We start from the raw sequence: 23,517 nt of genomic DNA on the forward strand, positions 1-23,517 counted from the left end.
AAATACTACTCAATGAAATAAAAATTTAAATTACAACATACAGCAAAACTTAGTATAAGTTTTCTTCGGGGCAGGGTGAAATTCCCTACCGGCGGTTACAGTCCGCGACTCCTTTCTCCGGAAAGGACTGATCTGGTGAAATTCCGGAACCGACAGTTAAAGTCTGGATGGGAGAAGAAAATGAGATGACCAATAAGATTCCTTATGGACTCTTGTTGTGTTGTATTTCATTTCCATGTACCGAAGACTATTTTAACTTTTAAAAGTAAAATAACATGGAAAAATTATTAGAACAATTCGGAGCCAGCTCCAGAGAACGTGTAGAAAAAGCACTTCAGACATTACAACTGGGAAAAGGCATTCTTTTAGTAGATGATGAAAACCGTGAAAACGAAGGCGATATCATCTTTCCCGCTTCCACTATTACAGAACAGGACATGGCACTTCTGATCCGCGAATGCAGCGGTATTGTCTGCTTATGCATTTCTGAGGAAAAAAGCCGCCACCTCAACCTCCGTCCGATGGTGGAAAACAACAATTCAAAAAATCAAACTGCCTTTACAATTTCCATTGAAGCCAGAGAAGGTGTGGAATCAGGTGTTTCAGCAAGAGACCGCGTAACAACGATCAGAACAGCTGTGGCATCAGATGCAAAGGCAGACCATATCGCAAGCCCGGGCCACGTTTTCCCTCTGATCGCCAGAAAAGGCGGTGTATTTGAAAGGCGCGGCCATACAGAAGGAAGTGTAGATCTTGTAAAAATGGCTAACCTGGGTGACGATGCCGTACTTTGTGAGCTGACCAATGAGGACGGTTCTATGGCAAGACTCCCTGAAATTGTGGACTTTGCCATCAGAAAAGGAATGAGCGTCGTAACCATTGAAGATATTTATACTTACCGTAAAATGGTGATGAGCAATTAGACTTAAATAATTTTAACGCACAGAACCGCCTGCTGATCATACCAGCAGGCGGTTTTAAAAAAAATTCAATTAAAAACAAATTAAATTATCATTTGAATACTATTTTTTAATTATTTTTAACAAAAATTTCTGACTATGAAAAAATCTTTACTCCTTTTATTAGGAGCATCTGCCATGTTTTCCGCGCAGATTACGCTTACAAAAGCAGCCAATGATCCTATTGCTGGAAACGTTATTAATTACAATCATGTAACAGGAGCTGTAAACAACTCTGCAACAGGGGCTAACACTACATTTTCAAATGGAGGTCTTACGATGGGAATTCCATCACAAACTACCTATTCAGTTCCCACTTCTACTGAAACAGCAACCTTTCCTGGTTCTACTATTAAAATGGTAGACGGAGCAACAACCGTTTATTATAAAGCTTCTGCTACTAAACTGGAAATCACAGGAATTGTAAACCCACAGGCAACTTTAAACTTTACCGTGGATAATGGTACTTATATCAGTTACCCACTTACTTACGGACCAGCCCAAAATGACACCGCAAAAGGAACTTTCTCTTCATCTTCTGCGAACGGATTGTTCAGCGGGACAATGACTGCACTTGCTGATGCATATGGGACGCTGATTATAGGTAACCAAACATACAGCAATGTCCTCAGAGTAAAATACACTCAGAACTTTAACCTGTATTCATCTTTTGATATTATATATGCCAACCCTATCGGAACGCTTACCAATACGGCTTATGCTTATTATGATGCTTCTCACAGATATGCACTGTTAAATTCTACAAGCGGAAATATCAGTGTTCCATTGTTGAGCATCAATCAGACAGTAGCTACTTCACTGGCTTTAAGTGAAACATTTCTGGCAACCGGCAATGCAGTAAAAAAAGAAAATTTAGTGGTTTATCCTAATCCTGCACAGGACTTTATCGGTTTCAAAGGAAATACGGATAACTATTCAAAAGCAAACATTTACAGTCTGGATGGCAAACTGGTAAAAACTTCAGATGTAAAATCCGGAAACATTCCAATCTCAGACCTTCCGCCGGCATCTTATTTCATTGAGATCCGTGGAAAAAATACGACAGAGACAAAGAATACAAAATTCATCAAGAAATAATAAAAACAGAATCCCCGCTCCTACAAGTGAGCGGGGATTTTTTTTGGCAGGGAAGCTGAAGGTTGGAAGCTATTTCAGTCTAAGAATAATAGAGTTTAATTTTTATTCTATTTTATAATCTGCACAATGTAAACTCCCATCTTCCAGCTTTCCTTTCCTCTCCTAGAACCAACTCTTAAAAAGTAGCAGCAGGAGCTGTTTCATTATTAAGCTTTCGCTGAATTTCTGTCTTCTTCCCTTTGGAAAAATCATAACTCAGCCCTAATACAAACATTGATTTATTGTTCATAATCTGAGTATGAACCTTATAATCTACCAGGCTCTCGGGTAAACTTTTCGTTTTGTATTCTGAAGGCATTCCTATCCAGTACATTCCTGTGGAAAAAGTCCAGTTCTTATGTTTATAACTTAGAAAAATATTATTCTGGTTTTCATTGGTATTCAGGAAAGCACCGCTAAGACTATACACCGGAACATTGAACTGATACTGAACTGAGAAAGATTTATATTCCGAAGAAAGCGAAAAGTAATTTCCTAAATAATCATTTTTGATCAAAGCACCCGTACTTGTTCTTACCGTTTCAGAAGTTGGTGTGATCACAGCTTTTATCACAAACAGATTATTCCCGAAAGGTTTATAGGATCCTGTAAGCTGTACTCCATATCGCTGTCCGCTTTTCCCATTTTCATAAGTCAGTGCATAACCTCCCAATATATCATCCTGAACGTAATACTGATTGATTACCCTGTTAGTATACCGGTAAAACAAACCTGCATTAAAATCAAAATATTTATTATTAAAAGAATAGGTCAGGTTATTAGAAAATACCTGCTGGGACTCCAAATAAGGATTTCCTCTTTGAACAATATTAGGAGCCAGCTGCACCACATTGCTACTCAAAGCATTACTCCATGGGGTTACCGGATTATAACTTGCTGTAAAACGAAGATTCTGATTGCCTTTCATCTGATACGCCAGAATAACCTTCGGGGTAAAAGTCCATTCATCAAAAGTACTTTCTGCACTCTTGTTGTGAATATTCGTAAGGCCTGCTCCGATGCGGTAACTGAATTTATCTACTTTTCCGGCAAATTCCGTATAAAAATACTGTTCCAGATAATTAACACTGTATTGAGAATATCCGGCGAGATTATTCAAATCATTGGAAATAGAAGATCTTGAAATACGATATCCGGATGAAAGTTTTCCTGCCTTAAAATCATGGGTGTGCGCCAGCTCGCCAACAAGACTTGTCTGTTTTGCTTTCAGCATCATATCATTATCATATACCGAAAGTCCGGAACCCACGATCCATTCGCTGGCTGTTTCCGAAGTATTTGTTGTATAATGAGATCCTACTACATTAATACTTACCTCATCTTTTTCACCCATCTTTTTGGAATAATAAAGATCCAGCTTAGGAATCACGTAATCCGAACCATTATTTTTAAACATAGCATGTTCTTCTTTCAGATTATCCTCCGTAAAAACGCTCTGCCCTATTCCTTTTGAAAACCTGCTGAAAATATCCATATTCAGTTTGGCCTGAAAAGCATAATCATCAGGAACAAGCCTGGTATAGCGCAATGCAACATTCTGAAAAGTATATCCGAAATGATCCGTTCTGTTTTCGTCAGAACGGTAATGCTTTCCGTTCAGCTGATAATCATAAATGCTGTTCACCCTTCTGTCATTATAATCCCTAAGGTTCAGGGAATACTCCAGTCCGAAATTATTTTTTCCTTTTGTATAATTGGCGTAGGCAGAACCATTTACAAACCCTGTATTTAAAGCAGTAGAAACATCTGCCCCAAAAACATAGCCCGTTTCTGTAGATCTGGTCAGAATATTAACTACAGTATCGGCTCTCGTCGCCCATCTAGCCGGTGGAATATCATAATACTCCACTTTCACAACCTCACCGGGCGCAACACTGCGGATCTGCATATCTGTAGCTTCAATGCCATTGATAAGAAATAATATAGTTCCACCTTTTGTACTGGTGATGGTATTTTCTACCGGGTTCAGCTGTAATTCAGGAAGCGTACGGAGCAGATCTTTTGCATAGCGGGCTTTTTCCAGCGCTTCTTTATCAAAAGTATACACCGCTTTGTCTGCAAATTGTTTTTTACGTTGTGATTTTAAAATAACTTCCTGAATTTCTCGGGTTGCAGCCACATCAGCCGTATCATTTTTCTTCTCCTGTGAAAATATAAAGGCACTGCAAAGAAAGAAGATGGTATATATAGTTTTTTTCATGTATGAAGATGAATTATACCATTAGGACAATCAATCTCCCGTGTTTATTACATTTATCTCCGCTGTTCTTTGAAAATTGTGTATAAATTCTCTTTAATTTCTAATTATTATGTTAAATTCAGCCCGTTTTTTGCTGCTATTTTTTTACATCACAAAATATAGCGTCATGAAAAAGGCATTTATATTAATTCCGTGCTTTCTGTTTTCTGTATCGGGAGCACAGGAAATTCAAAGCAGCCAGGCGGAAAAGATGAATATCATCAAGACCAATATTACGGCTTATGCATTCAGAAATATCAATCTGTCTTACGAGCGGGCTATCAACCAATGGTTTTCGCTAAACATCGGTTTCGGAACCATGCCGGAAGGGAAAGTTCCTTTCATCAATACCTTTCTGAAAGATGAAGATGAAAAAAGATTCCAGAATCTTAGGGTAAAAGCCACGAATTTCACCCTGGAACCAAGGTTTTACATCGGAAAAGGTTATGGAAAAGGATTCTATTTTGCTCCTTATTACCGCTATTCAAGCGTCACTTCCAATACTTTTGATTTTTATTATGACTATCACGGTCCTAATGGGATTACCTATCAGGTTCCCCTTAAAGGACAGGGAGATACAAAAGGGAACAGTGGCGGAGTAATGGTTGGAGTACAATTCTTTCTGACAAGAAGCCAGAATCTTGTCCTGGATTTCTGGATTGCAGGTGCTCACTACGGAAGCGGAAAAGGTGATTTCACCATGACCTCAGATTATGTACTGACTCCTGATATGCAGGCTCAGCTAAAAAAAGAAATTGAAAACCTGGATATTCCATTTGTAAAATATACCGTAGAAACCAATGCCAATGGTGCCAGAATAAAAGTGGATGGTCCATGGGCAGGCTTCAGAAGCGGTCTCTCCATTGGATATAGATTTTAAACGATATCCTCCTGCAGTTCTAAACCGTCTTTTTTCAGGGCGGTTTTATTTTTTTATGAAATTTGTATCTTGGCTGCCATTATTAAAAACTATTCCGGAAAACAACATTTTATGAACTCATCCTCAATCACCACGGGCCAAAGAATCAAAGCTATTATAGGCGGATCTATCGGAAATCTTGTTGAATGGTATGATTGGTATGCATATGCAGCTTTCGCCATCTATTTTTCACATTCGTTTTTCCCGGATTCTGATCTGAATGCACAGCTGATGAATACTGCAGGAATATTTGCTGTAGGTTTTCTGATGCGTCCTATCGGCGGATGGCTGTTTGGAAGTATTGCAGATAAGATCGGAAGAAAAAAAGCAATGACCCTTTCTGTTCTGCTGATGTCATTTGGATCCTTACTGATTGCCCTTACTCCTACTTACCATTCGATAGGAATTTTAGCTCCATTATTACTTTTACTGGCAAGATTACTTCAGGGATTGAGTGTTGGCGGTGAATATGGAGTTTCTGCAACTTACCTCAGCGAAATGGCTACCCAGGACCGGAGAGGATTTTATTCCAGCTTTCAATATGTTACTTTGATTGGCGGGCAGCTTATCGCATTGGGAATTCAGCTTATTTTACAGAAATTACTGCTTACGGAAACCCAGCTTGAAGAATGGGGATGGAGGATTCCTTTTGTAATTGGAGCAATGCTTTCCATCATTGCATTATACCTTCGCGCCAATCTCCATGAAACGGAAGCTTTTGAGAATAAAAAGGCAGTGAATGAAAAGAGAAAAGGAACCGTGAAGGAACTTCTTAAACATCCGAAAGCCCTGCTTACAGTTGTAGGACTAACGTTAGGAGGAACGCTGGCATTTTATACCTACACAACCTATATGCAGAAATTTCTGGTGAATACCGTACATCTTACCAAGGAAGAATCTACATTGGTCTCTTTTATTTCATTATTTATATTCGCCTGCCTGCAGCCTGTATTTGGAGGACTTTCTGACAGAATCGGAAGAAGGCCGCTTCTTTTAGGCTTTGGAATTCTTGGAACTTTATGTACTGTTCCGCTTCTTACAGCATTGAGTACAACCACTTCAATCTGGGGTGCTTTTTTCCTGATTATGGCTGCATTAATTATTGTAAGCGGATACACATCTATCAATGCAGTGGTAAAAGCCGAACTTTTTCCTTCCGAAATCAGAGCACTTGGGGTAGGTCTGCCCTATGCCATTACCGTTGCTGTATTTGGAGGAACAGCAGAATATATTGCACTTTGGTTCAAAAAGATTGGTTCTGAAGAGTATTTTTACTGGTACATTACCGCTTGTATACTTTTCTCCCTGGTTGTTTATACCGGCATGAAAGATACCAGGGAGACCTCTACACTAGATAAAGACTGAAATTTCAGAACTTTATAAAAACGCGCGCCGCAGAAATCTGCGGCGCGCGTTCTATTTTTAATGATAGGCCTGTTTAAATTTTTCAATCATACTATCCAGATTATGACGCTGGACGTATATACTTTTTACCTCTTCATACCTCGGCGATTTGTAGAAAACCTCGTGGAAATCCATACTCCCGTTTCCTACTTTTACAACTTTCTGTACTTCGATATTCAACTTTCTCAATTCGTCTTTGAAGACTTTAAATTCATCTTGGATACTACTGCTCATTAATATTTTTAGTTTTTTAGTTAAAAATTCCATTTACCCCTTCAAATGTCAGGGGTACCATCTCAAATTCCGAATAAAGTTAGTAAATTTATCGACACAAAGTAACACTTTGGCAATATTTTATTATTTTTTTTACATATTGTCAGTCAATATTATTCAATTTATACATATTTCATATTTTTAACTTTGTGAAAAATTGTAACAACCTTATACAAACTATGAATACTAAAGCATTTTTCTCTTTATTCTTTTTAGCACTGCTTACTTTCATGCATGGTCAGAAAATGGAATTCAAAGCACCGGATTATGCTGTAATTCAAAAAAATATTGAGGATAAGAATTCTGAGTTCTATTATCCGAAACTTTTAAAAAGATTAAAACAGAACGATACACTTCTTACCAGTAATCAATACCGCCATCTTTATTTCGGATATACCTTTCAAAAAGAATATCAGCCTTATAAAACAGGGAAAAAAGCTGAAGAAGTAGCAAAATATTATCGTGGCGAAGGTATTTCACAAAAAGATCTTTCTAAAGGAATCCGGCTGTTTCTGGATATTTTGGATGAAAATCCTATGGATCTGCGTGCCATGAACTATCTCGCTTATTTATACCATTTGAATAAAGATGATGCCACAGCAGAGAAAATTGCAGGAAATTTCCATGGATTATTAAATGCTGTTCTCACATCCGGTGACGGCCTGAGATGTGAGACAGGTTTTCATGTGATTTCCGTTACGGATGAATATGTACTTCTGAACAGGTTTCAAATGGAAACAAAATCACAAACCCTGAAAGGAAAATGTGATTATCAGGAGTTTGAAAAAGACAAATATAAAATTCCGGGGTTATATTTTGATATCAGCAGGTTTTATGGAAGAATATTGGATTAGCAGTCTTCAATTTTCAAGCTATTTTATGTATCAAAAATAAAAGTATCCATTTTATAAAAATAAATTTCATATGATTTTGTCCTGATGATAAGGGTTTCGGAGAAGGAAAAATATTTTTTTCAAAAAAAAATTAAATTGTGTGTAACATTTTTTAAAGGTTCGTCTCTAAAAGACAAATAAACCTTAAAACTTTAGAAATCATGAAAAAATTTACATTCCTTCTGATCATCATGTTATTTTTTTTAGCGGTATGCAATATATTCGGACAGCAAACAGCATATCCTTTTGAAGTAAAGAAAACGGGAAAAGGAAATCAGTCTTTACTATTTATTCCGGGATTTGCTTCTTCAGGAGATGTATGGAACGAAACCGTTGCAAAATTTGAAAAAAGCTACACTTGTTATACTTTAACAATGGCAGGATTCGCAGGAACGAAACCACAAGCGGACGCCAGTTTTAAAGATTGGGAAAAAGGAATTGCAGATTATATCAAAAATAATAAAATTGACAAGCCCGTGATCATCGGACACAGCATGGGAGGCGGTCTTGCAATGGCCATTGCAGCCGATTATCCTGAGCTTGCCGGTAAAATTGTTATTGTAGATGCCCTTCCATGCCTGGCTGCCTTCTCTGATCCAAATTTTACCTCTAAAGAAAATAATGACTGTTCATCTACCATTACTCAGTTAACAGCCATGAATGATGAACAGTTCCGTAAAATGCAGACTCAGGCTATACCACGCCTTCTGGCAGATACTTCTATGCAGGAAACCGTCATTGGCTGGAGCATGAAATCTGACCGAAAAACATTTGCTAAAATGTACTGTGATTTTTCCAATACCGATCTCAGAGAAAAAATAAAAAATATACAGTGCCCTTCTCTTATTCTTCTGGAATCTTTTTTTGTAAACCTTAAACCAACGATTGAAGGTCAGTATAAAAATTTAAAAAATGCTGAGATGCAGTATGCTTCAAAAGGATTACATTTCATTATGTACGATGACAGGGATTGGTATTTTAACCAGCTTACTCACTTTTTATCCGCGAAATAATGGTTTTTGAAGAGATATACGAACTCTACTGGCAAAGGATATTCCGTTTATGCATGGGATATGTGAACGATACCGAGCTTGCGCAGGATCTTGCCCAGGAAACATTTATCATTGTCTGGCAGCAGCTTGCAAAGTTCAGGAATGAATCCAGTGTGGGAACATGGATCTTCAGAATTGCCTCTAATAACTGTCTCCGGCAGATTGAAAAGGAAAAGAAATTTGCCAAAGCAGATCTGCCTATCAATCTTGAAGAAAAAAAACAGGAATCCATGGAACCTCAGATCCAGCTGCTTTATCAGTTTATTTCAGAGCTTCCTGAAACAGACAGAATCATCATCTCATTGGAACTGGAAGAGGTGAAGCAGGCAGAAATCGCCCATATCGTAGGACTTTCAGAATCCAACATCAGGGTAAAGATTCACAGGATAAAAGAAAAATTAACGCAAAAGTTTAAAGAAAATGGCTACTAATATAGATTTCAAAAATATATGGAAGCAGCAGACTTCCAGCAAACCCAATATGGAAGAGCTTCTTGGCAACCTGAAAAAATTCAGAAACCAAAATCTGCGCAGACTGATCTTTGCCAACATTGGATTAATCACCACTTCCTTATTAATTCTTTTTATCTGGTACCGTTATCAGCCTCAGATGATCACTACAAAAATCGGAATTGTGCTGGTTATTCTGGCTATGGTCATGTTCCTGTTTGTTTATAATAAAATGTTTATGGTATTTTACAAAATTGATCAGACACAGTCTAACAATGAGTATCTCCAAAGCTTATATGTGGTAAAAAACAAACAGAAGTTTATGCAGACCACGATACTCAATCTGTATTTCATCATACTGTTTCTGGGAATATGCTTTTATATGTATGAATATACTTCAAGAATGACGCTGGGCTCAGGTATTCTGACTTATGCCGTGACATCTGCCTGGATTGCATTCAACTGGTTTTATCTGAGACCAAGAACCATAAAGAAGCAACAAGGAAAACTTGACGAATTAATTAATAAATTTGAAGAGATCAATAATCAATTAAAAGAATCATGATTTCTTCCGACAACAAAAATCACTGGGAAAAGGTATACGAAACCAAAAGTCCTGACCAGGTAAGCTGGACCCAGAAAAAGCCTCAGACCTCGCTTGATTTTATCCGGTCTTCAGGATTGGGAAAAAATGCCAGCATTATTGATATCGGCGGCGGAGACAGCAATCTTGTTGATTTTCTTCTTGAAGAAGGATATGAAAATATTACGGTACTTGATATTTCCGCCAAAGCTTTGGGAAAAGCACAGGAAAGACTTGGAGACTCAGCCAATAAAGTACAATGGATTGTAACAGATATTACCACTTACAAACCTACGGAAACTTATGATATCTGGCATGACAGAGCTGCTTTTCACTTCCTTACAACTTCAGAGCAGGTTTCAAAATACATTGGTATTGCAGAAAAGCACGTGAATAAGTTTATGATCCTCGGGATTTTTTCTAAAAACGGGCCCACCAAATGCAGCGGCTTGGATATTCAACAGTATGATGAGGAATCATTGTCCAAAAAGTTTGAAAGAAGCTTTAAAAAAGTAAAATGTATTACTGAAGATCATACAACTCCTTTTGGAACTGTTCAGAATTTTGTGTTCTGTAGTTTTAAAAAGTGAGGTCATCTTGACTTTTTTAAATTTCTTGCATGCGATAGTAATAAAGGCTAAGTAATTGAACCCAATCCAGCTTGATACTGTCGTATCAAACCTGTTCAACAAAGATCTAAAGCTATCCATCCAGGCATTTGTTCGTTCAATGCTGTATCTTTCTTTGTATAATTCTTCATCAAAAGCTAACTCACTATCTATGCCTGAATTTCTTTTATTCTGAGCAATATTGGCGATGATTCCTTTTTGCTGACAAATTCTGCGTAAGTTTTCAGCATCAAAGCCGGCATCTGCATTCATAAAAAGCCCCTCTACGGAAATGGCTGCCTGTTGTAAAGTATTTATGATTTCATCAAAATGCAGTTCAATATTATTAAGATCGTGATGATTACCTGAAACAGGTTTAGACATAGCCAGAGGGAGCCCCTGTCTATCCGTAAAGTATAGAGCGTTGGTCGTTTTATGCTTTTTTCTTCTCTGATATCCGACTTCTTCTCCTCCTCTTACAGCTATGGTATGGCTACCATCCAAATCGCCACTGGATAAGTCGATTTTACCTTTGTTTCGACCCAGAAAACCTATCCAACAGGTCTTCCATATGTTTTCCTTGCACCACTTTCGGTAATAACCAAATATGGTTTTATAATGCAGTGTCTTATCGCTGAACAAATGTAATATCGGCAGCAAATGCCACTGAACTCCCGTTTTTAATTTATATAAAATACAATTAACTATCTCATATAAAGGGACTTTTGCTTTAAACCCTCTTTTGGGGGTTGGTAGATAAGGTACTATTTCCATTTCTATTGTATCTTTGCTTAGTACTTTGTACATAGGGGTTGATAAGGAATTTTTATGTTTTGCAACACAAATTTCTTCAACCCTTTTGTATTTTCAAAAAGTCAAGACGGATTCAGTGTTAAGAAATTGATTGAATATAAAAAAGAGAGTTGATAATAACTCTCTTTTATTTATTTAAATTCCTGAAACAGATTCTCAGGATTACGATTTTTCCCCTTCCTCCACTTCCACTTCATGACGCAGCTGGGCTTTGTAAAGAGTGGCATAGTATCCGTTTTTATCCAGAAGTTCAAGGTGTTTCCCCTCCTCCACTATTTTACCATGTTCCATAACGATAATCTTATCTGCTTTTTCAATAGTGGAAAGCCTGTGGGCAATAATAATGGAGGTCCTGTTTTTAGTAATTTTTTCTGTTGCTCTCTGAATCAGCTTTTCACTTTCGTGGTCAATGGAAGATGTTGCTTCATCCAGGATTAAGATTTTAGGATCAGATAAATAAGCTCTCAGGAAAGAAAGCAATTGTCTCTGCCCTAAAGAGATAGATGAACCTCTTTCGCTCACCACATAATCATATCCGCCCGGAAGCTGCTCGATAAACTGATCTACTTCAATTTCTCTGGCGCCGGCTTTTATCTTATCCAGCGTTATACTGTCATCCCCGAAGGCAAGGTTTTCAAAAATACTCCCATGGAAAAGGAATACATCCTGCAATACCACGCCGATGTGACTTCTCAGATTATACAATTCATAATCTTTTAAATCTATATCATCAATCAGAATATTTCCTGAATTAATATCATACAACCGTGTAATCAAACTGATAATGGTAGATTTTCCGGCACCTGTTGCTCCTACAATCGCTACGGTTTCTCCCGGATTTACTTTAAAGTCGATTCCTTTCAGTACTTCCTGCTTCTCATCGTATGCAAAATGCACCTCCCGGAACTCTATTTTTCCGGCAAAATGATCTTTCTTCACCGTTCCGTTATTAGGCATTGAGTTTTCTTCATCCATCAATCCCAGTACTCTTTCTGCTCCCACAATTCCTCGCTGGATATTATTAAAACGGTCTGCAATCTGTCTCAAAGGACGGATCAGCATTGAGATATACTGGATAAATGCAATGACTACCCCGGCACTGATTGTAATATAGCCTCCGTAGAAAAGGATAAATCCTATGAATAATGATGAAATAAGTTCCACAACCGGGAAGAAAAGTGAGAAAATAAATACAGTTCTCAGTAAAGCTTCCTTAAGCGTAACATTGATATCGTCAAACTTTTTGAATTCAGATTCCTGTCTGTTGAATACCTGAATAATAGACATTCCGGCAAGTCTTTCCTGAACGAAAGAATTCTGATTGGCAGTCCAGTTCCTCTCATCTCCAAAAGCTTTTTTCAGCCTTTTCTGGAAGAATCTCGTGATAACAACCATTAAAGGTAAAATAGCCAGTGTAATATAACTCAGATGGACATTGGTACTGAACATCATAATCAATACAAACAAAATTCTCAGGATATCTCCGAAAACCATCAGGAAACCGTCCGTATATACCGTAGCAATCGTTTCCACATCACCTACTGCACGAGTGACCAGCTGTCCGATAGGGGTTTTATCAAAAAAGGAAGTTTTGAAATAAATCAGTTTCGCATACAGCCGCTCTCTGATATCCCTGATCACATTCTGAGAGATAAAATTTGAAAAATAAACCAGAAAAAAGTTTAAAACTGTTTCAGCAAACACCAATCCGACAAGAATATAGATATGTTTCATCATCAAAGCTTTATCATGCAGCTTTGTAATATCATTATCCACCACCTGCATGGTGAGATAAGGTCTGTAAGTAGAAACAATCGAAAGGAATATGGAAATAATAAGGGTAAGGATGAACCAAGAACGAAATTTCATTCCGATAAAGAACAGCCTCTTTATAATTCCCCAGGTATCTTGTTTTTTCATTGTACGAATCGAAAGAAAGAATTAAAATATTCTATGCAAAAATAAGACTTTATAACCGGACTGCCTTTACAACTTTTGCAAATCGTCATAGAAAATTTCAGATACCTACCATTTACAGAATGAATATATTAAGCATTCTTTTGCCTCCAGCCAGTACATGTTCTTTATCAATTTCAATCCTGGTTATTTATAATAAACCTCATTTTTATTCAAGAATAGCCTTAATTTCTAATATTAGATTCTGCAAATCTTACTGATCAAGAGGCTTTCCTATTTCTTCAATTTCGACTATTGGTTTTACAGATCTTTCTTTGAGAAATTTATTTTCAAGGAATTTATAAACTCCCCAAACTGCAACAATAGAGATTAGCCAACCAACGATATTCACTCCTGAAAACCCTGTATAACTCACATTTTCTACGGATGCAGGATCTGTTACTCCCAAATACATACCATAACCGAAACCTAACAAAAGCTGGGTTCCCAGATAAATACTGATAGCCAAAATACCATACTGCCACTTTGTTTTTCCAAACCTTTCTGCTAATTGGGCATAGTATCGGTAAGCACCGATAAGAATAAAAACTGATAACATGATTATTATTTTTTAGTTTTTTATTTAAAATTCATATCCCACATCTACGAGATACAACCCGTGTCCCGGTGCTGAAGTTCCTGCCGCATTGCGGTTTTTATCTTCAATTACTTTACGGAGATCTTCGGGTTTCAGTTTTCCGGTTCCGATTTCTACCATGGTTCCGACAATAGCACGAACCATATTTCTGAGAAAACGGTTGGCAGAAACAGTAAATTTCAGTTCCGAACCGTTCTGTTCCCATTCTGCTTTGTAGATTTTACAGATATTGGTTTTGTTGTCGGTCTTTAATTTGGCAAAACTGGTAAAATCTTCATATTCAAAAAGAATTTTACAGGCTTCGTTCATGGCATCAATATCCAGAGATCTTTTCCAGTGCTGCCAGGCAGATTCCTGTGTGAACGGATTTTTTTCCAGCGAAATATAATATTCATACGTTCTGTAGGTTGCATCAAAGCGGGCATGAAAATCATCTTTTACAGGAAAAATCCTTTTGATGGAAATATCAGGCGGCAGAAAACTGTTCAGCCTGCGTGTAAGCTGATCGCTTAATTCCTGATCTGTATCAAAATGGGCAAATATTTTTTTGGCATGAACTCCTGTATCTGTTCTTCCTGCACCTGTAGTTTTAATCTCTTCGCGCAAAATGGTAGACAGCGCTTTTTCCAGCTCTTCCTGCACAGAAATGGCATCCGGCTGTATCTGATAGCCGAAATAATTCTTTCCGTTGTAAGAAAATTCAATAAAGTATCTCAATGTATTCTAATAACTCCACAAAAATACTTTAATTTAACGAAATATTTGTTGAAAAGTCTTTGAGAATAATATACCAAATGCTTATGAAAATTCCTATTTTTGCAATCGTATGAAAAGATGGTACCTTTATCCTTTTTCCCTTGGTTATCATTTGGTAACGGGTATCCGGAACACAATGTATGATCTGGGAATTTTTAAATCTACAAAATTCAAGACTCCGATAATCAATGTCGGGAATCTTTCTGTGGGCGGAAGCGGAAAATCTCCCATGGTGATGTATCTTGCCCAGTTCCTATCCAAACATTACAGAACCGGAGTGCTTTCACGAGGCTACGGAAGGCTGACAAAGGGCTATGAAGTAACCAATTATGAAAGTAATTACAAAATGGTTGGCGATGAAGCGATGCAGCTTTTTGAGCGTTTTAAAAACCGTTTTGTCATTGCCGTTTCCGAAGAACGCGTTCCCGGAGCCAAAAAAGTAATTGATGATATGGACCTTGAAGTTCTGGTATTGGATGACGCTATGCAGCACAGAGCGATCAAGGCCGGATTCAATATTCTGATGACCGATTTTAATGATCCGTTTTTTAAAGATTATCTTCTGCCTGCCGGAGATCTCAGAGAATCAAGATCAGGATACAAAAGAGCCAATATTATCATGGTCAGCAAATGCCCTGACGAACTGACGGAAGAAACAAAAAGATATTATATCTCAAGAATAAGACCTTCTTACGGACAGAAAGTATTCTTTTCATCGATCGGTTATGATGAAAATGTATACGGAAAAGATAAAATGCTTCCAGATAATAACCTCAATTATTACGATATTCTGCTGATCACGGGAATTGCGAACCCAAAACCGCTGCTGGAACATCTGGCAAAATTCTCAAAAAGAGTGAAACATTTAAAGTTCAGAGATCACCATAATTTTACAGATGATGATATTAAAAAAATCCTTGCCGAGTATAAAAAATTAGGCGAATATAAACTGATATTAACCACAGAGAAAGACTATGTACGTCTGAAAACTTTTGACTATCTTAGAGAAATTGTTTACTACTGGCCGATCAATGTATTGATTGATAAGAAAGAAGAATTCAATCAAATCATCTTAGAGTATGTTAGAAAAAATTAAAGAGACCGCAGATTTTATCAAAAATATCATTCAGGAAACTCCTGATTTTGCGGTTGTTTTAGGATCCGGGCTGGGAAAATTACAGGATGAGATAAAACCGATCCATGTTTTAGAGTACAAAGATATTCCTCATTTTCCACAAACTACAGTGGCCGGGCATACCGGAAAGCTGGTGTATGGACTTCTTGAGGGGAAAAAAGTACTGATAATGAGCGGACGTTTCCATTATTATGAAGGACATTCCATGGAAACTGTAACTTTCCCTGTAAGGGTTTTTCATGTATTGGAAATTAAAAATCTTATTCTTTCCAATGCCTGCGGTGGGGTAAACCCGGCTTACAGCGTTGCAGATATCGTTATTCTGAAAGATCACATCAACATGATGCCCGAACATCCGCTTCGTGGAAAAAATAGAGATGAGCTCGGACCGCGTTTTGTGGATATGAGCGAACCTTACAACAAAAAAATGATTGCCACAGCAGAACAGGCTGCTGCAGAGCATCATATAAAAATCCATCAGGGAGTTTACGTTGCACTTCAGGGGCCAACCTTTGAAACCCCGGCCGAATATGGCATGATCAAAGCCATTGGCGGTGACATGGTAGGAATGAGCACCGTTCCCGAAGTAATTGTTGCCAGACATATGGGAATGGATGTATTCTGTATTTCCGTGATTACGGATCTTGGCGGACCGGAGGTAGCTTTTGCCGTTTCTCACGAAGAAGTCCTGAATGCCGCCAATAAAGCAATGCCGAACGTAATTACCGTTGTCAAGGGACTGATTAAAAATTATCAGTAAAATAACCTAATACTACAACTGAAGACGTAACATTCCCCTCCTCTGGAGGGGTGGCAAAAATTCAAAGAATTTTTGACGGGGTGGTTTTCACACTCCCACTCTCCCATCCCATAGAATCCATCAATATTATAAATTTTTCCTAATTCAACAGAAATCAATCTCAGATTGCAATTCATTGTTTAGATTTGTATAAATGAAATTGTCGAGATGAAAAAGTTAATATTAATACTTATGATAGGTATTTTTGGGATAAGTTATTCACAAAAAGTACCTGCAGTCGTTAAAACGGAATTTTCAAAAGAAGCTTTACAACAGAAACTGGAAGATGAAGAGGGAAAAACCATTACCATTCAGCAGATTCTTGACCAGCATAAAGGAAAAGTTTTAGTGATTGATTTTTGGGCCGGATGGTGCAGGGATTGTTTAAACGCACTTCCAAAAGCTAAAGAATTAGAAGAACATAATAAGAATATTGATTTTGTATTTCTATCATTAGACCGTTCAAAAGAGGGTTTTGAAAAAAGTCTTGAAAGATTTGATATGAAAAACAAAGAAAATTATTGGTTTGCTTCCGGATGGAAAAATGATTTTAATAATTATGTGGATCTTAACTGGATCCCCAGATATATGGTGATTGATCAGAAATCTTCTATTGCAAAATATTATTCAATATCACCTGAAGATCCCGAACTTCAGCAAACCATAGATCAAATTTTAAAATAATTATCATTTTTTTTAGCCCACGAAAATACAAACTCATTGAAATTGATGCTTTCAATGGGTTTTAAAATTTTATTTTATTACCACCATGATCACAAGAGAAGCTACAGAACAGGATTTAGACATCCTTTTAGAATTTGAACAGGGAGTTGTTACCGCAGAAAGACCTTTCAACAGCACCCTTATTGAGGGGGAAATTCATTATTATGATTTAAACAGCCTTATGCGGTCTCCGGACGCAACTGTAATTGTTGCCGAAGAGAATAATGAAATCATTGCATCAGGATATGCCCTGATCAAAAAGTCAGAAAAATATTACTACCAATTTGAGCAGTATTCTTATCTCGGCTTTATGTATGTAAAGCCTGAGCATAGAGGAAAAGGCATCAATAAAGTGATTACTGATGAACTTATTGCGTGGTCAAAATCAAGAGGAATCACTGAGATAAGACTGGAAGTCTATGCTCAAAATGAATCCGCTATCAAAGCTTATGAAAAAGCAGGTTTTGAACCTCATATTCTTTTGATGAGATTGAAATCGTAAAAGGCAGGGAGATGGAAGCTGGAAGTTATTGACACGTTATTAATTACTACTTCGTTTTTTATTATTTAGTAAGCAGTTCTTTAATTCCCTTATCGGGTAATATTAACTTCCCTCTTCCAGCTCCTAGCTTCCTTATATAAATAAATACAGGAATCCATATCTTTGTATATGGATTTTTCTTTGCCTCTTCGTAAAATTATTCATGTGGATATGGATGCATTCTATGCTTCTGTGGAGCAGCATGATAATCCTACGCTTAAAGGCAAGCCCATCGCTGTAGGAGGACAGCACCGTGGTGTAGTGGCAGCCGCCAGCTATGAAGCCAGAAAATACGGTGTCCGTTCCGCAATGCCCAGTAAGACGGCTAAAGAAAAGTGTCCACATCTTATTTTTGTTCCGCCCCGGTTTGCCAGATATAAAGAAATCTCAAAAAAAATCCGGGAAATTTTCCATGAATATACTGATCTGGTAGAACCCTTATCTCTGGATGAAGCGTATCTGGATGTCACCGAAAATAAAAAGGGAATGGAATCTGCCAACCTGATCGCCAAGGAAATCCGTCAGAAAATTTTTGAACAGACCGGACTTACGGCTTCTGCAGGAATTTCAGTTAATAAGTTTTTGGCTAAAGTAGCTTCGGATATCAATAAGCCCAATGGGCAGAAGACCATTCACCCTGATAAGGTAGAAATCTTTCTGGAAGAGCTGCCGGTGGAAAAATTTTATGGCGTTGGAAAAGTTACGGCTAACAAAATGTTTAGTTTAGGGATTTATAAAGGAAAAGATTTAAAGAAACGATCGCTTGAAGATCTGGTAAAACTTTTCGGAAAGTCTGGCAGACATTATTACAATGTGGTCCGAGGCATCCATACTTCTGAGGTAAAACCTCATCGTATTCAGAAGAGTGTGGCTGTGGAAAGAACATTTTTTGAAGATCTTCTGGATGAGCAGCAGATTAATGAAAAGCTGGAAAGCCTTGCACAGGAAATCCATCAAAGACTGCAGAAAAACAATATTCTTGGGAGAACCCTGACGTTAAAAATAAAATATAAAGATTTTTCTCTTTTCACAAGGAGCATCACGCGGGAAGATTATTTTTCGTCACCGGAACAATACTTCAATACCGGAAAAAAACTCTGGGAACTTCGTCCCTTTGATAAAGCGGTCCGTCTGCTTGGTTTGTCTCTCTCTCAACTGAATACGGAAGAAAAAAAACAGGTTTCCGTTCAACTAAAAATCCCGTTTGAAGAATTCGAAAATGAATAGCTCATATTTTTTTGCTAACTTGTATCCACCAAATCAGCAAATTTATGAACCCAACCATGATCCAGTTTTTCCACTGGTATTCTGAAGGAGACGGAAAGCTATGGAAAGAAGCCGAAAAACAGGCCCGATATTTAGCAAAACTAGGAATAACTGCAGTATGGTTTCCTCCAGCCTATAAAGGTACAAATGGAGGTTATTCCATTGGATATGATGCCTATGATCTGTATGATCTGGGAGAATTTGACCAAAAAGGAACCATTTCTACAAAATACGGCACTAAAAACGATTATATAAAAGCCATTAAAGCCTTAAAGAAGCAAAATATACAAGTCATTGTAGATATTGTTCTCGGACATAAAGCCGGCGGTGATGAACTGGAAAAATTCAAAGTTGTAAAAGTAGACGAAGAAAACAGGGAGAAAGTAATTTCCGATGTGATCGAGATTGAATCGTATACCAAATTTACATTTCCCGGACGGGGAAAAAAATATTCCGACTTTGTATGGAATTTCACCTGTTTCAGTGGTGTAGATTATGCGGAGGGAATGGATTCCCACATCTTCAAAATACAGTCAGAATATGGAAATGACTGGGAAGAAATGATAGATGATGAAAAGGGAAATTATGACTATCTGATGTACAATGACATTGAGCACCGGAATCCTTTTGTACGGGAAGAGCTTAATAATTGGGCAAAATGGTACTTTGATCAGACCGATTTTGACGGCGTGAGACTGGATGCCTTAAAACATATTTCTTTTGATTTTTATAAAGAATGGCTCACACTGCTCCGTTCCAATTCCGGAAAAGATATTTTCGCTGTAGGTGAATACTGGGCTCCTGGATATCTTCATCTGCTGCAAAAATACATTGAAGTGACAGAAGGCTGTATGAGTCTTTTCGACAGTTCCCTGCAGAATAATTTTCATAATGCCTCAAAAGAAGGCAGCTCCTATGACCTCCGAAGAATTTTTGATGAAACGCTTACCCAGGCTGATCCTATGCATTCTGTAAGTTTAGTAGCCAATCATGATACACAACCTTTACAAGATCTTGAAGCCCCTGTAGAACCATGGTTCAAACCTATTGCGTATGCCCTTATTTTATTGAGAAAAGACGGCTATCCATGTATATTTTATCCTGATCTTTATGGAGCCCATTATGTGGATAAAGATAGAGAAGGAAATGACCAGGAAATATTTATGCCTAAAGTAGATGGTATTGAAGAGCTGTTAAAAGCAAGAAAAGATCATGCTTACGGTGATCAACAGGATTATTTTGAGGATGCCAACTGCCTCGGCTGGGTACGTACAGGCGATGATGAACATACCGGATGTGCTGTGGTTTTAAGCAATAAAGATGCTTATAACAAGCCTATGGAAGTAGGAAAGATTTATGCCGGAAAGAAGTTTAAAGACCTGCTGAAACGATTCAAAGAAAAAGTGCTTATTGATGAAAACGGATGGGGAAATTTCCCTGTTCCCGCAGGAAATATAAGTGTTTGGATTCCTGAATAAGAGCCTTGTCAAGGTTTTAAACCTTGACAAGGCTTTCTTTTATTAGAAATTAACAATAAATGTACTGACAGTACCAGATATCTTTTGCCCATTCACAACATTGCCCGTCTTCGTTGGAAGTACAGCATACTCTGTCTCTGTTGATATCTCCGGCCTTTAAACTCCTTAATTCCTGACGGTTAAGTTTTCTTACAAAACAACCTATAATCATTGAAAATACAGTTGACCACCCCGTCAAAAATTCTTTGAATTTTTGCCACCCCTCCGAAGGAGGGGAATATTTACGTCTTCAGTTGAGATATTTGTTAAGATTAGAAATTTTATAAGTTTGATGTCCGGTTACATTTTTCGGAGTTCCAGTATTTCCGGTTTTTCAGAGGTATCTGATATTTTTCCGGTTCTGGCGAATTCTGCCCAGAGTGCCCGTAATTTTTTGCCATTTTCATGAATACGGCTCCAGGGAATTTCTTTCAGCAGCTCAGAAGATTTCCAGGCTGATTCGTTTCCAAAAATCAAAGGAAGATCAATGCAGTGGGGTGCTCCGATATGATTATCTTTCAATTTTGAATGAATTCTGAAGAGATATACATTTCCGCCGGCATCAGCGAGGTTTTGGGCAAACTGTCTTGCCGGATTTCCATAGATGAATGCTGTAGTTTTTTCAACCGTTTTATCCATGATTTTTAAGCCTAATCCTTTTCCGAAATATTTATTTAAAGCTTCGGAGGTTTTGAGATAAAAGGCAGTCTCATCGTTATTTAAACCAATCAGAACGTCATAATTTTGAGCATTCTTTTTCCACATTTCCACCGACTCTTCTTCTTTACATAGGGGAAAATTTCCATATTGGGTACCAAAAGGCATGGCTGCTTTCAAACCGTATCTTATTACGGAGGGTACAAATGCCTTGTACTCATCCATCATTTTAAAAACATCGCTTTCATCTTTCAGTACTTCTGTTTTTTTCAGAAATTCTGCAGCCATTTTCTGTCTTCTATGACGCAGCCCCAAAGGAGCGCTCTGAATAATTACACGCTGAAATAAGCCTTCCACACCTTCCGAAATCATTAAATGGGCAATAGCATCACCCCCTGAAGACTGTCCGAGAAGTGTGATACTGTTTTCATCACCCCCGAAATCTGCAATATTGATTTTTATCCATCGCAATGCTTCGATTATATCCAATAGTCCGAGATTGGCCGGTCTTTTTTCGTCACCTCCCAGAAAACCAAAAAGTCCTAAACGATATGAAACCGTAACCACCATCATATGCTGTTCTTTCACCCATTCAGCGGGATCGGCAGTAGCCAGGTCACCACAGCCTATCTCATGGGAGCCTCCATGGATCCAGACTACAACAGGGAGCTTGGCATTTTCAGATATGACTTCCGGGCGGGTTATGGAAAGATATTGCGTAGATTCATCAGGTTCAAAGCTTTCAACAGGTGTAGCGCCAATCATTTTTTCTACAAGCGGACTCAAAGCCTGCGGACATACCGGCGTTTTTTCCGGAGAAATAATGATTGAAGATAAAGAAGCTTCTACGGCGACTGGTTTTTTAAATCTTTCAGAATGAGCATACCGGATACTTTTAACCCGGATAATCCCTTCTTCTTGTAGTGCTGTAATTCTCCCGAATCTGGTATTAAAAACAGTGGTATCTTGCTGATTTGGTGTCATCTTAAAACTGTGAAAACTTTTCTCTTTAAATTTAATTATTTAAACACAAACTTCACAAATGAATACACAAATATCCACTAATAATTATTGTGTCTTTCGTGAAAAGATTAGTGTTATTCGTGTTAAAAAATAATCTAAACACGAATGTCACAAATAAGCACACTAATATCCACTAATAATTATTGTGTCTTTCGTGAAAAGATTAATGTATTCGTGTTAAAAAACTAGTTCAGGATTTTGTATTCACTTGGAGAGATGCCTACTTTCGTTTTGAAAAGCCTTGTAAAATGCTGTGGATATTTGAATCCTAAATCATAGGAAATTTCACTGATCGTTTTGCCCTGATCCAAAATTTGTTCTTTGGCTATATCTATAAGTTTGTTGTGGATAAATTCCTGAGCGGAAATTCCCAGCTCTTTTTTGATCAGATCGCCAAAATAATTGGCAGACAGATTCAGTTTTTCTGCAAAGTAATTGACCATTGGGAAACCTATATTTTTAGGATTTTCGGATTTAAGATAATCATCTACCAGATTTTCAAATTTCCCAATAACACCTTGGTTGATATGGTCTCTTGTAATGAACTGGCGGTCATAAAAGCGCATGCAGTAGTTCAGAAACAGCTCAATATTATTAACAATTAAAGATTTGCTGTGCTTGTCAATAGCCTGTTCCAGCTCAAGCTTAATATTTTTAAAGCAATCCAGTACCACTTCTCTTTCTTTTTCAGAGAGGTGGAGTGCTTCATGTACATCATAAGAGAAAAATGAATACTCCTTGATATTTTTCCCCAGGTTGGTTCCTTTTATCAGATCAGGATGAAAAATCAGGGCAAAACCTGCAGGCTGAACATATCGGTCTTTATTATAAATTCCATAGGTCTGCCCGGGAGCAATAAACACCAATGTTCCTTCCTGATAATCGTAGCTGTGTTTTCCATACTGCATGTCCCCGCACATTACGTCTTTCAGAAAAACAGTATAAAAACCAAACTTTCTTTTATACTGGCAAATAGGATCAGACTTGGAAAAATCAATGATACTGACCAATGGATGCAGGGTTTCATGATTCGCCATTTTATTATATTCCGCAACACTATTATAGATTTCAACCTCCTGATTTTCCATGAAGTATATTTTTATTAACTATTCAAAATTACCACTTTCATTTGTAACTGAAATGAGGCCTGTAAAATTGGTAAGTAATTCGGTAATCTGTATAAGTCCGGTTTACGG

The 23,517-nt window shown here is 37.6% G+C and carries 23 protein-coding genes, 1 pseudogene and 1 riboswitch; of the genes and pseudogenes, 15 read left to right on the top strand and 9 right to left on the bottom strand.

Going from position 1 to position 23,517, the window contains the following annotated elements:
* The first annotated feature begins 57 nt into the window (after positions 1-57).
* Positions 58-183: riboswitch (FMN riboswitch) on the top strand.
* Between the two features lie 92 nt (positions 184-275).
* A complete protein-coding gene (gene ribB / locus ACP3T3_RS11520) occupies positions 276-923 on the top strand; it encodes a 3,4-dihydroxy-2-butanone-4-phosphate synthase (protein ID WP_426476022.1) in 648 nt (215 codons plus the stop codon).
* 135 nt (positions 924-1,058) lie between these two features.
* Positions 1,059-2,057, top strand: coding sequence for a T9SS type A sorting domain-containing protein (locus ACP3T3_RS11525; protein ID WP_426476023.1), 999 nt, complete (start codon positions 1,059-1,061; stop codon positions 2,055-2,057).
* 175 nt (positions 2,058-2,232) lie between these two features.
* Here ACP3T3_RS11525 and ACP3T3_RS11530 read toward each other — a convergent pair whose 3' ends face one another.
* A complete protein-coding gene (locus ACP3T3_RS11530; protein WP_426476024.1) occupies positions 2,233-4,317 on the bottom strand; it encodes an outer membrane beta-barrel protein in 2,085 nt (694 codons plus the stop codon).
* Between the two features lie 166 nt (positions 4,318-4,483).
* Here ACP3T3_RS11530 and ACP3T3_RS11535 point away from each other — a divergent pair, with 166 nt between their 5' ends.
* Together ACP3T3_RS11535 and ACP3T3_RS11540 are read left to right on the top strand one after the other, a co-directional pair.
* A complete protein-coding gene (locus ACP3T3_RS11535) occupies positions 4,484-5,236 on the top strand; it encodes a DUF3575 domain-containing protein (RefSeq protein ID WP_426476025.1) in 753 nt (250 codons plus the stop codon).
* Between the two features lie 111 nt (positions 5,237-5,347).
* A complete protein-coding gene (locus ACP3T3_RS11540; protein WP_426476026.1) occupies positions 5,348-6,640 on the top strand; it encodes an MFS transporter in 1,293 nt (430 codons plus the stop codon).
* Positions 6,641-6,697: 57 nt separating this feature from the next.
* Here ACP3T3_RS11540 and ACP3T3_RS11545 read toward each other — a convergent pair whose 3' ends face one another.
* Positions 6,698-6,913: a hypothetical protein gene (locus ACP3T3_RS11545; RefSeq protein ID WP_034696179.1), complete on the bottom strand. Its 216-nt coding sequence runs from the start codon at positions 6,911-6,913 to the stop codon at positions 6,698-6,700.
* A gap of 218 nt (positions 6,914-7,131) precedes the next feature.
* Between ACP3T3_RS11545 and ACP3T3_RS11550 the strand changes: the two genes are divergently transcribed.
* From ACP3T3_RS11550 to ACP3T3_RS11570, 5 genes are all read left to right on the top strand, one after another.
* A complete protein-coding gene (locus ACP3T3_RS11550) occupies positions 7,132-7,806 on the top strand; it encodes a DUF4919 domain-containing protein (RefSeq protein ID WP_426476027.1) in 675 nt (224 codons plus the stop codon).
* 200 nt (positions 7,807-8,006) lie between these two features.
* Positions 8,007-8,858 carry an alpha/beta fold hydrolase gene (locus tag ACP3T3_RS11555; RefSeq protein WP_426476028.1) on the top strand — a complete coding sequence of 284 codons (852 nt, stop codon included), beginning with the start codon at positions 8,007-8,009 and terminating at the stop codon, positions 8,856-8,858.
* Positions 8,858-9,328, top strand: a complete 471-nt coding sequence (locus ACP3T3_RS11560) for an RNA polymerase sigma factor (RefSeq protein WP_426476029.1) — start codon at positions 8,858-8,860, stop codon at positions 9,326-9,328. Before ACP3T3_RS11555 ends, ACP3T3_RS11560 begins: the two co-directional genes overlap by 1 nt.
* Positions 9,318-9,911, top strand: a complete 594-nt coding sequence (locus ACP3T3_RS11565; RefSeq protein WP_426476030.1) for a hypothetical protein — start codon at positions 9,318-9,320, stop codon at positions 9,909-9,911. Before ACP3T3_RS11560 ends, ACP3T3_RS11565 begins: the two co-directional genes overlap by 11 nt.
* Positions 9,908-10,519 (top strand): class I SAM-dependent methyltransferase, encoded by a 612-nt coding sequence (locus ACP3T3_RS11570; RefSeq protein ID WP_426476031.1) that lies wholly within the window; start codon positions 9,908-9,910, stop codon positions 10,517-10,519. The genes ACP3T3_RS11565 and ACP3T3_RS11570 overlap by 4 nt, the downstream gene beginning before the upstream one ends.
* Here ACP3T3_RS11570 and ACP3T3_RS11575 read toward each other — a convergent pair.
* The 4 genes and pseudogenes from ACP3T3_RS11575 to truA all read right to left on the bottom strand — a co-directional run.
* Positions 10,520-11,344 (bottom strand): annotated as a pseudogene (locus tag ACP3T3_RS11575) (IS5 family transposase); the annotation flags it as partial. It abuts the gene before it with no gap.
* Positions 11,345-11,512: 168 nt separating this feature from the next.
* Positions 11,513-13,270, bottom strand: a complete 1,758-nt coding sequence (locus ACP3T3_RS11580; protein WP_426476032.1) for an ABC transporter ATP-binding protein — start codon at positions 13,268-13,270, stop codon at positions 11,513-11,515.
* Between the two features lie 250 nt (positions 13,271-13,520).
* A complete protein-coding gene (locus ACP3T3_RS11585) occupies positions 13,521-13,865 on the bottom strand; it encodes a hypothetical protein (protein WP_426476033.1) in 345 nt (114 codons plus the stop codon).
* A 24-nt stretch (positions 13,866-13,889) separates the two neighbouring features.
* Positions 13,890-14,621: a tRNA pseudouridine(38-40) synthase TruA gene (gene truA, locus ACP3T3_RS11590; RefSeq protein ID WP_426476034.1), complete on the bottom strand. Its 732-nt coding sequence runs from the start codon at positions 14,619-14,621 to the stop codon at positions 13,890-13,892.
* A 109-nt stretch (positions 14,622-14,730) separates the two neighbouring features.
* Between truA and lpxK the strand changes: the two genes are divergently transcribed.
* The 6 genes from lpxK to ACP3T3_RS11620 all read left to right on the top strand — a co-directional run bounded on the left by lpxK (position 14,731) and on the right by ACP3T3_RS11620 (position 20,602).
* On the top strand, positions 14,731-15,756 hold the full coding sequence (lpxK, locus tag ACP3T3_RS11595) for a tetraacyldisaccharide 4'-kinase (RefSeq protein WP_426476035.1): 1,026 nt from the start codon (positions 14,731-14,733) through the stop codon (positions 15,754-15,756).
* Positions 15,740-16,555 (top strand): purine-nucleoside phosphorylase, encoded by an 816-nt coding sequence (locus ACP3T3_RS11600; protein ID WP_426476036.1) that lies wholly within the window; start codon positions 15,740-15,742, stop codon positions 16,553-16,555. The genes lpxK and ACP3T3_RS11600 overlap by 17 nt, the downstream gene beginning before the upstream one ends.
* Before the next feature lie 207 nt (positions 16,556-16,762).
* Positions 16,763-17,278 carry a TlpA family protein disulfide reductase gene (locus ACP3T3_RS11605; protein WP_426476037.1) on the top strand — a complete coding sequence of 172 codons (516 nt, stop codon included), beginning with the start codon at positions 16,763-16,765 and terminating at the stop codon, positions 17,276-17,278.
* 85 nt (positions 17,279-17,363) lie between these two features.
* A complete protein-coding gene (locus ACP3T3_RS11610) occupies positions 17,364-17,819 on the top strand; it encodes a GNAT family N-acetyltransferase (protein ID WP_426476038.1) in 456 nt (151 codons plus the stop codon).
* A 168-nt stretch (positions 17,820-17,987) separates the two neighbouring features.
* Entirely contained in the window at positions 17,988-19,085 is a 1,098-nt protein-coding gene (dinB, locus tag ACP3T3_RS11615) for a DNA polymerase IV (protein ID WP_426476039.1), read from the top strand.
* 44 nt (positions 19,086-19,129) lie between these two features.
* The gene (locus ACP3T3_RS11620) at positions 19,130-20,602 is read left to right on the top strand and encodes an alpha-amylase (RefSeq protein ID WP_426476040.1); all 1,473 of its coding nucleotides are present in this window, start codon (positions 19,130-19,132) and stop codon (positions 20,600-20,602) included.
* Between the two features lie 49 nt (positions 20,603-20,651).
* On the opposite strand, the gene ACP3T3_RS11625 is transcribed toward ACP3T3_RS11620, so the two are convergent.
* The 3 genes from ACP3T3_RS11625 to ACP3T3_RS11635 form a co-directional block, all read right to left on the bottom strand.
* On the bottom strand, positions 20,652-20,813 hold the full coding sequence (locus ACP3T3_RS11625; RefSeq protein ID WP_426476041.1) for a hypothetical protein: 162 nt from the start codon (positions 20,811-20,813) through the stop codon (positions 20,652-20,654).
* Positions 20,814-20,941: 128 nt separating this feature from the next.
* Entirely contained in the window at positions 20,942-22,282 is a 1,341-nt protein-coding gene (locus ACP3T3_RS11630; RefSeq protein ID WP_426476042.1) for a carboxylesterase family protein, read from the bottom strand.
* Between the two features lie 224 nt (positions 22,283-22,506).
* Positions 22,507-23,409 (bottom strand): helix-turn-helix domain-containing protein, encoded by a 903-nt coding sequence (locus ACP3T3_RS11635; RefSeq protein ID WP_426476043.1) that lies wholly within the window; start codon positions 23,407-23,409, stop codon positions 22,507-22,509.
* Between the last annotated feature and the right edge of the window lie 108 nt (positions 23,410-23,517).

Source organism: Chryseobacterium sp. CBSDS_008 (assembly GCF_049959325.1).
Taxonomy (GTDB): domain Bacteria; phylum Bacteroidota; class Bacteroidia; order Flavobacteriales; family Weeksellaceae; genus Chryseobacterium.